This is a genomic window from Vibrio sp. QJM3NY_35 (genome assembly GCF_057785915.1).
In genome coordinates this window covers 3,225,032-3,239,316 of the sequence record NZ_CM173507.1, presented here as the reverse complement: position 1 = coordinate 3,239,316, position 14,285 = coordinate 3,225,032, and the positions used below count along the sequence as shown (strand labels likewise).

The following is a 14,285-nucleotide window of genomic DNA, read 5'->3' as shown; positions in this document are numbered from 1 at the left end:
ACTTCGGTACGTGAACAAAGAGGTATGTTTAGTGTCTTATATAACCAGAGTGCCTTATATAAATAAGTGATTCGCGTTATATTAAACAGAGTATTAGACATGCCTGTTTAGGCTGTAAAAGAAGAAATTGATAAAGTATGAAACCAATGGGCATTCGCGCACAGCAAAAAGAAAAAACTCGTCGCAGCTTAATCGATGCAGCATTTAGCCAGCTCAGTGCCGATCGTAGTTTTTCCAATCTAAGCTTGAGAGAAGTCGCTCGTGAGGCTGGAATAGCACCGACTTCCTTTTATCGTCACTTCAAAGACATGGATGAGCTTGGCTTAACCATGGTTGATGAAGGTGGCTTACTGTTGCGCCAGTTAATGCGTCAAGCTAGGCAACGCATAGTAAAAGAAGGCAGTGTGATTCGCACATCGGTTGAAACCTTTATGGAATTCATTGAAAGCAGCCCTAACGTATTCAGACTGTTATTGCGAGAGCGCTCAGGAACTTCATTTGAGTTTCGTGCAGCGGTAGCTCGTGAGATACAGCACTTCTCTGCTGAGTTAACCGAATATTTGATAACGACTGGCATGACAAGGGACGAAGCTTTCACTCAAGCTGAAGCCTCGGTCATCTTAGTCTTCAACTCAGGGGCAGAAGCATTAGATTTAGATCGACGTCAGCGAGATGAATTGGCTGAACGCTTGATCATGCAATTGCGAATGATGGCCAAAGGAGCTTTTTGGTATCGTAAAGAACGTGAACGTAACCGATTAAAAGGCGGGATTGAATAATGTCGAATGAAAATAATACTGTAAACCGTGGTTCTGAAAGAAAGACACTCGTACTTGCTGTTGTAGCTGGTGTGTGTGGTGATGCATTGTTATCTTGGGTAACAATGAGCGAAGTGGGCTTCTCTATTTTCCCGCTTATCGCTTTAGTTTTGGCAGTACAAGCGCTTTACCAAGAATACCTAACTAATCCAGTATCTGAAGATATCCCACTTGTAGGTCTAGCTTGTTTCTTCGTGGGTGCATTTGGCCACTCGGCTTTTGTGAAAGCACAACACCCTGATGCAGGTTCAAACTTCTTTGCGATTATTGTCGCGATGCTGCTTTTAGCCTGGGTAGGTAAGAAGCTAGGCTTTATCGGTAAAACCGCTTAAACCAATCTATAAATAAAAAAAACGAGCCAATTGGCTCGTTTTTTTGTATTTGCTGTTTGTCTTAGGCCGAGAAAGCGAGACTTATGCTTTGCGCTCTAAGAATACACCCGCTTCCATGTGGTGGGTGTAAGGGAACTGGTCAAACAGAGCAAAACGAGTGATATTGTGTGTTTCGCTTAGGATCTCTAGGTTCTCTTTCAACGTTTCAGGGTTACAAGAGATGTACATGATACGCTCGTAGCCTTGAACCATCTTACAAGTATCTACATCCATACCTGAACGCGGTGGATCAACAAAGATAGTGTTACAGTTGTAGCTCTTAAGATCGATGTTCGCTTGCTGTAGACGACGGAATTCACGCTTGCCTTCCATTGCTACGGTAAAATCTTCTGCAGACATACGGATGATCTGAACATTTTCAATGTTGTTCGCCGCGATGTTGTATTGCGCAGATTCCACTGACGGCTTCGCCAGTTCTGTTGCCAGTACACGCTCGAAGTTTTGTGCCAGCGCTAATGAGAAGTTACCGTTACCACAGTAAAGCTCAAGCAAGTCACCTTTGCTGTCTTGAGTACAGTCGACAGCCCATTCCAACATTTTCTCTGCTACTTTTCCGTTTGGTTGAGTAAAGCTGTTCTCTACTTGTTGGTAGATGTAGCTATCACCATTCACGTCTAGCTTTTCAATAACGTAGTCACGGTCCAGTACGATTTTCATCTTACGCGCACGACCAATCAGGTTTAGGTTAAAACCTTCATCGTTTAATTGCTGCTTAAGTACTTTAGCATCTTGAATCCACTGTTCACCTAATTGACGGTGGTAAAGTAGTGACACCAAAATCTCGCCGCTTAATGTAGAAAGGAAATCTACTTGGAATAGTTTGTGGCGTAGAGAGTGGTTGTCCTTCATTGCATCCGTTAATAGAGGCATCAAGTCATTGATTAGACGGCTAGCAGCAGGGAACTGGTCTACGCGATATTTTTCTTTAGTCTCTTGGTTGAACATGACGTAATACATATCGTCACCTTCATGCCACACGCGGAACTCAGCACGCATGCGGTAGTGTTGTTCTGGAGATTCATACACTTCCAGCTCAGGCACATTATATTCTGAGAACATTTCAGTAAGACGCTCTGTCTTTTCTGCCAGTTGTTCTTGGTAGCGTTGCGGGTTTACATCTAAATTCGCCATTGTTATGCCTTTTGCTGTCGTGCTTTTAAATCAAGAGCGCAGATTTTATTCAATCACAGGCGCTTGTCCAGTGTTGAGAGTCATTCAGTGTAAATAGGCCATGAAAACTATAGCTTATAACTATCTTAGACTAGACAAATGATTCAGAGGTCAATACTATCTTCGGCAAGCTGGTGTCATTTAGATGTATAGATGGCTGAAGAGGGAATCTGGTGTAAATCCAGAACTGACGCGCAGCGGTAAAAGAGAACGAGTATTCATAAGACACTGCAAATAGCTTTTTGTGGGAAGTCGAGTATTAGGTAACCATAAAGGTTGTGCTCTTGAGTCCGAATACCTGCCAGCGGCCAAACCATAAGATGTGGTTTGGTAGGACTTTACGCGATTTAGGATCACAACATGAACAAATCCCTTTTAGCGGTTGCTGTAGCATCGCTGCTTTCACCTATCTCCAATTTACACGCCCAACAAGCATCTGCCGACGAAACCATGGTGGTTACGGCTAACCGTTTTGAGCAAAGCACTGAAAGTGTTGTCGCTCAAGTTGAGGTTGTGACACGTCAAGATATAGCTCGTATTCAAGCTAAGTCACTAACTGATGTATTCAAACGATTAACGGGTATTCAAGTTACACAGAATGGTGGTAGAGGCCAGCAAGCTTCGATCTTTGTTCGAGGTGCTAACTCTGATCAGGTTCTTGTGTTAATTGACGGCATTCGTTTTGCTCGCGCTGCAAAAGGTGGTGTCGATTTCAGCCAGCTGCCAATCACATTTGTTGAACGAGTCGAGTATGTACGAGGCGCTCGTGCTGCTATGTATGGTTCAGAGGCTATTGGTGGTGTGATTAATATCATTACAGTTGCCAGTTCTGACAATGAAGAAACGGTAGTGAGTGCGGGATTAGGCAGCCGTGATTATGAAGAGTTAAGTTTTGTTAGCGGTACTAAAGTTGGCGAAAATGGTCACTTAAACGTATCTGTTGGTTACGATTCGGATGAGGGTTACAACGTTCACCCAATCTCGGGAATAAATGATGGTGACCGCCATGGTTTCGAATCGCGCAACGCACTAATTGGTTATGTTCATAACTTTGATCAGCAATGGAGTGGCTTTGCTAACTTCCGAATGTTCGAGACTATCTCTCAATATGATGGTTCGTATGTTGATTATATTACGGGAGCACCTATCCACTCTTACAAAGAGGCAGAAGTTCAGAATTCTACCTTTGCTGCTGGGGTTAAATATAGTGGCAGTGAACTTAAGTCTGATTTCCTAGTTAACTATCAGAATCAAGATAACTGGAACTACGAACAGTCCTTAGGTAAAAACTCGGTGTCAGCAACATCTGATGAACTCGAACAGCTAAATGTTCAATGGGTGAATTCATACAAACTGACTTCGGCACTGACTCTTAGTGGCGGTGTAGATTGGCGTGATGAGGCTTATATTGTGAAGCCTTCGAATACTGAATACGATAGAACGAATATTGCATACTTCGCAGCATTAAACGCAGATGCGGATAAAGTGTTTGGTGAGCTTAGCCTTCGTGTTGATGATAATGAACAGTTTGGTACTGAGACTACTTACAATACCGGGTTAGGCTACCGTTATGCTGAGTGGCTTTTCGTAAAAGCGGCTTATGGCACATCATTCAAGGCACCTAACTTATATCAACTTTATAGCTACTACGGTAATGCACAGTTAGAAGCTGAAAAGGCAGATTCATTTGAGCTGACTTTTGGTGGCTTAATCAAAGATGTTGATTGGTCGATTACTGGCTATGATACGAATGTTGAAGACTTAATTGATTACAACTACGCGACAAGCAAGTACTACAATACCGGTGGCGAAAGCCAACTGCGTGGTGTGGAAGTGGTCGTTGGATTTGATACTAGCTTTATTAATCACCAAGTGAGCACTAACTTCCAAGACCCAGAAGATCAATCTGGTGAGCAATTGATACGCCGAGCTAAGAAGATTTACAAGTATAATGCAGTGGCTAGTTTCGATGAGGTTGATGTTTCGCTAGGTTACCAATATGTCGGTGAGAGACCGGATTTCTCTGAAGGTCTTGCAGCGTATAGTTTGTTTGATGTTTCAGTGAACTACTATGCGAATGAAAACCTAACTTTAAATGGTCGAGTGGATAATTTAACTGACGAAGAGTATGAGACTGCTGGTGGGTACCCATCACCAGAGCGTACATATCACATGAATGCTACTTACCAATTCTAATTAACACCTAAACCGCCTTCGGGCGGTTTTTTCTTATTGGGTATATCAATGAAAAAGAAAGTCGTCATAAGTTGGTCATCAGGCAAAGACTCTACATTAACCCTAGAACGTCTACTTGAAAGCACTGAGTATGAAGTTGTTGCTCTCTATACTACGTATGTGGGAAATGAGGTTCCTTTCCAAGTAACGCCAATCGAGGTTGTCGGAATGCAGGCAACATTGATTGGTTTGCCATTAATAACGATTGAGCTGCCGGAAGTCTTCCCAAGTAATGAGATCTATCAAAGTACTATTGTTACGGCACTTAAAGGATCTGGTTTATTTATCGATGCCGTGGCATTCGGCGATATGTTTTGCAATGGTATTGCTGATTACCGAAGAAGTTATATAGAACCTGCGGGTTGGGAGTGTGTATTTCCTCTATTGGGAGAGAGTAGCCAAGCGCTGGCTCAAGAAATCATAAATAGAGGAATCGAAACCTTTCTCGTCACGGTTGATAGTGAGGCATTAGATGTTGGCTATTGTGGGCAACAATACACGCCTGAACTAATAGATAGTTTACCAAGTCACGTCGACCCATGTGGTGAAGATGGTGAGTTTCATACCTTAGTCACGTCAGCGCCATGTTTTAAAGGAAAGCTTAAGATAGAGCTAGAAAATGCAGAGCAGGGTGAGCGCTTTGTGCATCAACGCTACCGAGCTTGCATTATGTAGAGTGATGATTGGCGAAAACTAAGTGAAGGGGTATCATTGCTGCGGAACTTCTTACAGGTAATGGTTGTGTCGGAAAGCATACAAAAAAACATATTGGTCTTTGATTCTGGTGTTGGCGGTCTCTCTGTATATAAAGAGATAAGCCAGTTACTACCAAATCACAACTATATCTATGTATTCGATAACGAGGCTTACCCATATGGCGAGCTCGATCAGCAAGTCCTCATTCAGAGAGTCCAAAATATCGTCGCCAGTTTTGTTGCGAGTCACGCTATTGATATTGTCGTGATAGCTTGTAATACGGCCAGTACGATAGTCCTGCCTACACTTCGCGCTAATAACCTTATCCCTATTGTCGGTGTTGTCCCAGCAATCAAGCCTGCCTCGTTACTGGCTAACAAAGCGGTTGGCCTTATTGCGACTCCCGCAACGATTACTCGTGAATACACACACGATCTCATCAAAAACTTCTCGAGTAATAAAAGAGTAGAGCTGTTGGGTTCTACTCGGCTGGTGGATATGGCCGAAGATAAACTCAGAGGTGAGGAGATTAGCCTTGAAGAGTTACAGCAAATCCTTCAACCGATGATCAACACAATTGATGTGGCCGTATTAGGGTGTACGCATTTCCCACTGATCAAATTTGAGATTCAACAAGTACTAGGTGAAAGTGTAGTGCTAATAGATTCTGGTAAAGCGATAGCTAAAAGGGTTCAAGATTTGTTGGGTTTGGAAAGCATTAATAAAGAAGGGGGAGTGCGTGAGGTTTTTTGTAGTGCACTTCCTAAAAAAGAAAGTGCACTAAATAGTATGTTAAAGCAGTTAGGGTTTAACTCAGTTCAGATTCGTCCGCTTCAGGATGTTTAGGATCATTTGCAACACGTACTTTTAAAGTGCGTTGCATGTAATCTTTATCGTTAAGTGCAGAGATTGCATGATTCACATCATTACTTGCCATAACAACAAATCCAAAGCCTCTTCTTTTACCAGTACGTTTGTCTTTCATTAAACGTACTGCAAATACTTCACCATGCTCTGAGAATAATTCACGTACATGTGATTCGTTCGCTTTGTATGGAAGGTTACCCACATAAAGTGTTTTGGTTGAAGCCTTAGGTTCTGAATCTGGTTTTGAGTCGGTGCTTGAAAAGTTAACAACAAAAGCGGAAGCCAAGACACCAAGGATAAAGGTAATTGCAGGCGATATATCTACCTGAGAGAAAACAATGCCGCCTAATACAGCCAGTGCGACAATTAACAACATCGATTTTTTTGAGTTCATATCGGAATACTACATATTAATAAACGAAATAGACGCATCTACCATTAACAAAATAGACACATGAATCTTACGTTCATGGCTTCCATTTTTCCAATGTATTGCTGTGATACGTCTCAAATGTTTAGTTTTTATTCGAAAAATGCGGATCTGGTGGCTTTTTAGGCGAACAAAACTTTTATTTCAAAAAGCCCTTGTGCTCCATCTCAATCTCTCTATAATGCCGCCTCACCGACACGGAGTGAGACGAAAGTCACACAGCGAAATCGGTAGGGAAAAAGAGTTTGAAAATAACCCTTGACTCTCAAAGTGGTGCAGGTATAGTACGCACCCCTAGCGACTGAGATGTGAATCACAAAACGCTAGCGCTCTTTAACAATTTAAACCTATCAATCTGTGTGGGCACTCGTTGATGAATATCAAAACGTTTTATCGTTAGATAAAACAGATTCTTCGGAATCAAAATTGATTTCAATGAACTGAGTGACCAATACGAATAACTTCGGTTATTTGGCACAGTCAATTCATTATCATTCTGTTGGAATGGTAATAGCTTTAGAATTACATGTTCATGTTTACATGAATATTAGTTTTGAAGTCAGTATTCGTTGAGTCACACCTATTAATTTAGGTAATCAAAACTTTAAATTGAAGAGTTTGATCATGGCTCAGATTGAACGCTGGCGGCAGGCCTAACACATGCAAGTCGAGCGGAAACGACACTAACAATCCTTCGGGTGCGTTAATGGGCGTCGAGCGGCGGACGGGTGAGTAATGCCTAGGAAATTGCCTTGATGTGGGGGATAACCATTGGAAACGATGGCTAATACCGCATAATGCCTACGGGCCAAAGAGGGGGATCTTCGGACCTCTCGCGTCAAGATATGCCTAGGTGGGATTAGCTAGTTGGTGAGGTAATGGCTCACCAAGGCGACGATCCCTAGCTGGTCTGAGAGGATGATCAGCCACACTGGAACTGAGACACGGTCCAGACTCCTACGGGAGGCAGCAGTGGGGAATATTGCACAATGGGCGAAAGCCTGATGCAGCCATGCCGCGTGTATGAAGAAGGCCTTCGGGTTGTAAAGTACTTTCAGTTGTGAGGAAGGGTGTGTAGTTAATAGCTGCGCATCTTGACGTTAGCAACAGAAGAAGCACCGGCTAACTCCGTGCCAGCAGCCGCGGTAATACGGAGGGTGCGAGCGTTAATCGGAATTACTGGGCGTAAAGCGCATGCAGGTGGTTCATTAAGTCAGATGTGAAAGCCCGGGGCTCAACCTCGGAACTGCATTTGAAACTGGTGAACTAGAGTGCTGTAGAGGGGGGTAGAATTTCAGGTGTAGCGGTGAAATGCGTAGAGATCTGAAGGAATACCAGTGGCGAAGGCGGCCCCCTGGACAGACACTGACACTCAGATGCGAAAGCGTGGGGAGCAAACAGGATTAGATACCCTGGTAGTCCACGCCGTAAACGATGTCTACTTGGAGGTTGTGGCCTTGAGCCGTGGCTTTCGGAGCTAACGCGTTAAGTAGACCGCCTGGGGAGTACGGTCGCAAGATTAAAACTCAAATGAATTGACGGGGGCCCGCACAAGCGGTGGAGCATGTGGTTTAATTCGATGCAACGCGAAGAACCTTACCTACTCTTGACATCCAGAGAAGCCAGCGGAGACGCAGGAGTGCCTTCGGGAGCTCTGAGACAGGTGCTGCATGGCTGTCGTCAGCTCGTGTTGTGAAATGTTGGGTTAAGTCCCGCAACGAGCGCAACCCTTATCCTTGTTTGCCAGCGAGTAATGTCGGGAACTCCAGGGAGACTGCCGGTGATAAACCGGAGGAAGGTGGGGACGACGTCAAGTCATCATGGCCCTTACGAGTAGGGCTACACACGTGCTACAATGGCGCATACAGAGGGCAGCAAGCTAGCGATAGTGAGCGAATCCCAAAAAGTGCGTCGTAGTCCGGATTGGAGTCTGCAACTCGACTCCATGAAGTCGGAATCGCTAGTAATCGTGAATCAGAATGTCACGGTGAATACGTTCCCGGGCCTTGTACACACCGCCCGTCACACCATGGGAGTGGGCTGCAAAAGAAGTGGGTAGTTTAACCTTTCGGGGAGGACGCTCACCACTTTGTGGTTCATGACTGGGGTGAAGTCGTAACAAGGTAGCCCTAGGGGAACCTGGGGCTGGATCACCTCCTTATACGAAGATAGTCACGATGAGTGTCCACACAGATTGATGGTTTAGATTTAGTTAAAGCCAGAGCTTTAATTAATAACGTAAGTTATTGATTAAAGCTTTTTGCTTTATGCTCTTTAACAATTTGGAAAGCTGACTGATTGATTACTTACGAGTAATTCAATCAAATTTAAAAGTTCTCAATGTTTATCTATCATTAGATAAACACAACAAACACATTCAAGTGTCTTGTATTCGAATCAATGTTTACATTGATTCACAATTGAGTCCGGCAAACAGTCATCAAGAATTAACCCTTCTTGGTGACAACCAAAAACCTTGGTTAGTTGCCATACGCTTATTTGTCTTCACTTTTTTAAAGTGAAAGTAAATAGAAACCCTTTCGGGTTGTATGGTTAAGTGACTAAGCGTACACGGTGGATGCCTTGGCAGTCAGAGGCGATGAAAGGCGTAATAACTTGCGATAAGCCCAGATTAGGTAGTAATAACCTTTTGAGTCTGGGATTCCTGAATGGGGAAACCCACTTACATAAGTAAGTATCCTGTTGTGAATACATAGCAACAGGAGGCAAACCGGGGGAACTGAAACATCTAAGTACCCCGAGGAAGAGAAATCAACCGAGATTCCGAAAGTAGCGGCGAGCGAAATTGGATTAGCCCTTAAGCTTTTAATGAGACAGATGAAGGCTCTGGAAAGTGCCGCAGTAAAGGGTGATAGCCCCGTAATCGACATCTCATAATCAGTGAAAACGAGTAAGGCGGGACACGTGATATCCTGTCTGAATATGGGGGGACCATCCTCCAAGGCTAAATACTACTGACTGACCGATAGTGAACCAGTACCGTGAGGGAAAGGCGAAAAGAACCCCTGTGAGGGGAGTGAAATAGAACCTGAAACCGTGTACGTACAAGCAGTAGGAGCACCTTCGTGGTGTGACTGCGTACCTTTTGTATAATGGGTCAGCGACTTAATTTTAGTAGCAAGGTTAACCGTTTAGGGGAGCCGTAGGGAAACCGAGTCTTAACTGGGCGTACAGTTGCTAGGATTAGACCCGAAACCAGGTGATCTAGCCATGGGCAGGTTGAAGGTTGAGTAACATCAACTGGAGGACCGAACCGACTAATGTTGAAAAATTAGCGGATGACTTGTGGCTAGGGGTGAAAGGCCAATCAAACCTGGAGATAGCTGGTTCTCCCCGAAAGCTATTTAGGTAGCGCCTCGGACGAATACTACTGGGGGTAGAGCACTGTTAAGGCTAGGGGGTCATCCCGACTTACCAACCCTTTGCAAACTCCGAATACCAGTAAGTACTATCCGGGAGACACACGGCGGGTGCTAACGTCCGTCGTGGAGAGGGAAACAACCCAGACCGCCAGCTAAGGTCCCAAAGTATAGCTAAGTGGGAAACGATGTGGGAAGGCTCAGACAGCCAGGATGTTGGCTTAGAAGCAGCCATCATTTAAAGAAAGCGTAATAGCTCACTGGTCGAGTCGGCCTGCGCGGAAGATGTAACGGGGCTAAGCTATACACCGAAGCTGCGGCTACGTACCTTAGGGTATGTGGGGTAGGGGAGCGTTCTGTAAGCCGTTGAAGGTGGTCTGTAAGGGCTGCTGGAGGTATCAGAAGTGCGAATGCTGACATGAGTAACGATAAAGGGAGTGAAAAACTCCCTCGCCGGAAGACCAAGGGTTCCTGTCCAACGTTAATCGGGGCAGGGTAAGTCGACTCCTAAGGCGAGGCCGAAAGGCGTAGTCGATGGGAAACGGGTTAATATTCCCGTACTTCTTACAATTGCGATGGGGGGACGGAGAAGGCTAGGTGGGCCTGGCGACGGTTGTCCAGGTTCAAGTACGTAGGCGGGTGGTTTAGGTAAATCCGGACCGCTACTAACGCTGAGATACGATGTCGAGCTACTACGGTAGTGAAGTCATTGATGCCATGCTTCCAGGAAAAGCCTCTAAGCTTCAGATTGTAAGGAATCGTACCCCAAACCGACACAGGTGGTCGGGTAGAGAATACCAAGGCGCTTGAGAGAACTCGGGTGAAGGAACTAGGCAAAATGGTACCGTAACTTCGGGAGAAGGTACGCTCTTATCAGTGAAGTCCCTTGCGGATGGAGCAGACGAGAGTCGCAGATACCAGGTGGCTGCAACTGTTTATTAAAAACACAGCACTGTGCAAAATCGTAAGATGACGTATACGGTGTGACGCCTGCCCGGTGCCGGAAGGTTAATTGATGGGGTTAGACTTCGGTCGAAGCTCTTGATCGAAGCCCCGGTAAACGGCGGCCGTAACTATAACGGTCCTAAGGTAGCGAAATTCCTTGTCGGGTAAGTTCCGACCTGCACGAATGGCGTAATGATGGCCACGCTGTCTCCACCCGAGACTCAGTGAAATTGAAATCGCTGTGAAGATGCAGTGTACCCGCGGCTAGACGGAAAGACCCCGTGAACCTTTACTACAGCTTGGCACTGAACATTGAACCTACATGTGTAGGATAGGTGGGAGACTATGAAATTGCGTCGCTAGATGTGATGGAGTCGTCCTTGAAATACCACCCTTGTAGTTTTGATGTTCTAACGTTGGTCCCTGAATCGGGATTACGGACAGTGCCTGGTGGGTAGTTTGACTGGGGCGGTCTCCTCCCAAAGAGTAACGGAGGAGCACGAAGGTGGGCTAAACACGGTTGGACATCGTGTGGTTAGTGCAATGGCATAAGCCCGCTTGACTGCGAGAATGACAATTCGAGCAGGTGCGAAAGCAGGTCATAGTGATCCGGTGGTTCTGAATGGAAGGGCCATCGCTCAACGGATAAAAGGTACTCCGGGGATAACAGGCTGATACCGCCCAAGAGTTCATATCGACGGCGGTGTTTGGCACCTCGATGTCGGCTCATCACATCCTGGGGCTGAAGTCGGTCCCAAGGGTATGGCTGTTCGCCATTTAAAGTGGTACGCGAGCTGGGTTTAGAACGTCGTGAGACAGTTCGGTCCCTATCTGCCGTGGGCGTTGGAAAATTGAAAGGGGCTGCTCCTAGTACGAGAGGACCGGAGTGGACGAACCTCTGGTGTTCGGGTTGTCATGCCAATGGCATTGCCCGGTAGCTAAGTTCGGAATCGATAACCGCTGAAAGCATCTAAGCGGGAAGCGAGCCTTGAGATGAGTTTTCCCTGGCACTATAAGTGTCCTAAAGGGTTGTCGTAGACTACGACGTTGATAGGCAGGGTGTGTAAGTGCTGCGAGGCATTGAGCTAACCTGTACTAATTGCCCGTGAGGCTTAACCATACAACACCCAAGGGGTTTTGTGGACTCAGAAGTACCAGACCTTGAATGCGTTTGAAGAGAAATAACTTTTAGATAAGCTTTCCGAATTTTAAAATTTGCTTGGCGACCATAGCATTGTGGACCCACCTGATTCCATGCCGAACTCAGAAGTGAAACACAATAGCGCCGATGGTAGTGTGGGGCTTCCCCATGTGAGAGTAGGACATCGCCAGGCTTTAATTTCGACTTTGTCTATTAAGTAGACAAGTCACCATAGAGTTCTAAGTTTTCTTAGTATTTTATGTTGACTTTCAAAGTAGAAAGCGTAATATACGCGTCCTGCTTAAGTGCTAAGGCACTGAAAGCGTTCTCTTTTTAGAGAACAAGCTCTTTAACAATTTAAACCTATCAATCTGTGTGGGCACTCGTTGATGAATATCAAAACGTTATTACTTACGTAGTAACAGTTACTTCGGTAACACAATGATTTCAATGAACTGAGTGACCAATACGTTTAACTACTTGTAGTTATTCGGCACAGTCAATTCATTACCATTCTGTTGGAATGGTAATAGCTTTAAAATTACACTCTTTATTTATAAAGAATAGTTTTGAAGTCAGTATTCGTTGAGTCACAAAATCTTAAATTGAAGAGTTTGATCATGGCTCAGATTGAACGCTGGCGGCAGGCCTAACACATGCAAGTCGAGCGGAAACGACACCAACAATCCTTCGGGTGCGTTAATGGGCGTCGAGCGGCGGACGGGTGAGTAATGCCTAGGAAATTGCCTTGATGTGGGGGATAACCATTGGAAACGATGGCTAATACCGCATAATGCCTACGGGCCAAAGAGGGGGACCTTCGGGCCTCTCGCGTCAAGATATGCCTAGGTGGGATTAGCTAGTTGGTGAGGTAATGGCTCACCAAGGCGACGATCCCTAGCTGGTCTGAGAGGATGATCAGCCACACTGGAACTGAGACACGGTCCAGACTCCTACGGGAGGCAGCAGTGGGGAATATTGCACAATGGGCGAAAGCCTGATGCAGCCATGCCGCGTGTATGAAGAAGGCCTTCGGGTTGTAAAGTACTTTCAGTTGTGAGGAAGGGTGTGTAGTTAATAGCTGCGCATCTTGACGTTAGCAACAGAAGAAGCACCGGCTAACTCCGTGCCAGCAGCCGCGGTAATACGGAGGGTGCGAGCGTTAATCGGAATTACTGGGCGTAAAGCGCATGCAGGTGGTTCATTAAGTCAGATGTGAAAGCCCGGGGCTCAACCTCGGAACTGCATTTGAAACTGGTGAACTAGAGTACTGTAGAGGGGGGTAGAATTTCAGGTGTAGCGGTGAAATGCGTAGAGATCTGAAGGAATACCAGTGGCGAAGGCGGCCCCCTGGACAGATACTGACACTCAGATGCGAAAGCGTGGGGAGCAAACAGGATTAGATACCCTGGTAGTCCACGCCGTAAACGATGTCTACTTGGAGGTTGTGGCCTTGAGCCGTGGCTTTCGGAGCTAACGCGTTAAGTAGACCGCCTGGGGAGTACGGTCGCAAGATTAAAACTCAAATGAATTGACGGGGGCCCGCACAAGCGGTGGAGCATGTGGTTTAATTCGATGCAACGCGAAGAACCTTACCTACTCTTGACATCCAGAGAAGCCAGCGGAGACGCAGGTGTGCCTTCGGGAGCTCTGAGACAGGTGCTGCATGGCTGTCGTCAGCTCGTGTTGTGAAATGTTGGGTTAAGTCCCGCAACGAGCGCAACCCTTATCCTTGTTTGCCAGCGAGTAATGTCGGGAACTCCAGGGAGACTGCCGGTGATAAACCGGAGGAAGGTGGGGACGACGTCAAGTCATCATGGCCCTTACGAGTAGGGCTACACACGTGCTACAATGGCGCATACAGAGGGCAGCAAGCTAGCGATAGTGAGCGAATCCCAAAAAGTGCGTCGTAGTCCGGATTGGAGTCTGCAACTCGACTCCATGAAGTCGGAATCGCTAGTAATCGTGAATCAGAATGTCACGGTGAATACGTTCCCGGGCCTTGTACACACCGCCCGTCACACCATGGGAGTGGGCTGCAAAAGAAGTGGGTAGTTTAACCTTTCGGGGAGGACGCTCACCACTTTGTGGTTCATGACTGGGGTGAAGTCGTAACAAGGTAGCCCTAGGGGAACCTGGGGCTGGATCACCTCCTTATACGAAGATACCACGATGAGTGTCCACACAGATTGATTAGGTTTAGAAAGTAAA

Annotated in this window: 7 protein-coding genes, 4 rRNA genes and 1 riboswitch; of the genes, 9 read left to right on the top strand and 2 right to left on the bottom strand. The window is 45.9% G+C overall.

Translation table 11 applies throughout. The annotated features are described in order from the left end of the window. Positions 1 to 137 precede the first annotated feature (137 nt). Both fabR and AC3CH3_RS14710 read left to right on the top strand, forming a co-directional pair. Positions 138 to 779: an HTH-type transcriptional repressor FabR gene (gene fabR / locus AC3CH3_RS14715; protein ID WP_010438693.1), complete on the top strand. Its 642-nt coding sequence runs from the start codon at positions 138 to 140 to the stop codon at positions 777 to 779. Then, positions 779 to 1,150 (top strand): YijD family membrane protein, encoded by a 372-nt coding sequence (locus AC3CH3_RS14710; RefSeq protein WP_004736696.1) that lies wholly within the window; start codon positions 779 to 781, stop codon positions 1,148 to 1,150. The genes fabR and AC3CH3_RS14710 overlap by 1 nt, the downstream gene beginning before the upstream one ends. Positions 1,151 to 1,231: 81 nt before the next feature. On the opposite strand, the gene trmA is transcribed toward AC3CH3_RS14710, so the two are convergent. Continuing rightward, the gene (gene trmA, locus AC3CH3_RS14705) at positions 1,232 to 2,341 is read right to left on the bottom strand and encodes a tRNA (uridine(54)-C5)-methyltransferase TrmA (protein WP_019820518.1); all 1,110 of its coding nucleotides are present in this window, start codon (positions 2,339 to 2,341) and stop codon (positions 1,232 to 1,234) included. Positions 2,342 to 2,495: 154 nt separating this feature from the next. Beyond that, positions 2,496 to 2,700, top strand: a riboswitch (cobalamin riboswitch). Positions 2,701 to 2,740: 40 nt separating this feature from the next. On the opposite strand from trmA, the gene btuB reads away from it, so the two are divergent. Genes btuB through murI form a run of 3 tightly spaced genes read left to right on the top strand, consistent with a single transcriptional unit; the run spans position 2,741 to position 6,157 of the window. Next, positions 2,741 to 4,576 (top strand): TonB-dependent vitamin B12 receptor, encoded by a 1,836-nt coding sequence (gene btuB, locus AC3CH3_RS14700; protein ID WP_488537391.1) that lies wholly within the window; start codon positions 2,741 to 2,743, stop codon positions 4,574 to 4,576. Positions 4,577 to 4,624: 48 nt separating this feature from the next. Continuing rightward, positions 4,625 to 5,290 carry a Dph6-related ATP pyrophosphatase gene (locus AC3CH3_RS14695; protein ID WP_488537390.1) on the top strand — a complete coding sequence of 222 codons (666 nt, stop codon included), beginning with the start codon at positions 4,625 to 4,627 and terminating at the stop codon, positions 5,288 to 5,290. A gap of 60 nt (positions 5,291 to 5,350) precedes the next feature. Further along, positions 5,351 to 6,157: a glutamate racemase gene (gene murI / locus AC3CH3_RS14690; RefSeq protein ID WP_029405304.1), complete on the top strand. Its 807-nt coding sequence runs from the start codon at positions 5,351 to 5,353 to the stop codon at positions 6,155 to 6,157. Here murI and AC3CH3_RS14685 read toward each other — a convergent pair. Further along, complete coding sequence (locus AC3CH3_RS14685; protein WP_019820522.1) at positions 6,120 to 6,572, bottom strand: RNA recognition motif domain-containing protein; 453 nt, start codon at positions 6,570 to 6,572, stop codon at positions 6,120 to 6,122. The genes murI and AC3CH3_RS14685 overlap by 38 nt on opposite strands. Positions 6,573 to 7,214: 642 nt before the next feature. Here AC3CH3_RS14685 and AC3CH3_RS14680 point away from each other — a divergent pair. The 4 genes from AC3CH3_RS14680 to AC3CH3_RS14665 all read left to right on the top strand — a co-directional run bounded on the left by AC3CH3_RS14680 (position 7,215) and on the right by AC3CH3_RS14665 (position 14,231). Further along, positions 7,215 to 8,769: ribosomal RNA gene (locus AC3CH3_RS14680) — 16S ribosomal RNA — on the top strand. Positions 8,770 to 9,159: 390 nt separating this feature from the next. Continuing rightward, positions 9,160 to 12,053 (top strand): 23S ribosomal RNA (locus AC3CH3_RS14675). Between the two features lie 98 nt (positions 12,054 to 12,151). Then, positions 12,152 to 12,267: ribosomal RNA gene (rrf, locus tag AC3CH3_RS14670) — 5S ribosomal RNA — on the top strand. 409 nt (positions 12,268 to 12,676) lie between these two features. Next, a 16S ribosomal RNA gene (locus AC3CH3_RS14665) occupies positions 12,677 to 14,231 on the top strand. Together the 16S, 23S and 5S rRNA genes form the textbook arrangement of a ribosomal RNA operon. Positions 14,232 to 14,285 lie beyond the last annotated feature (54 nt).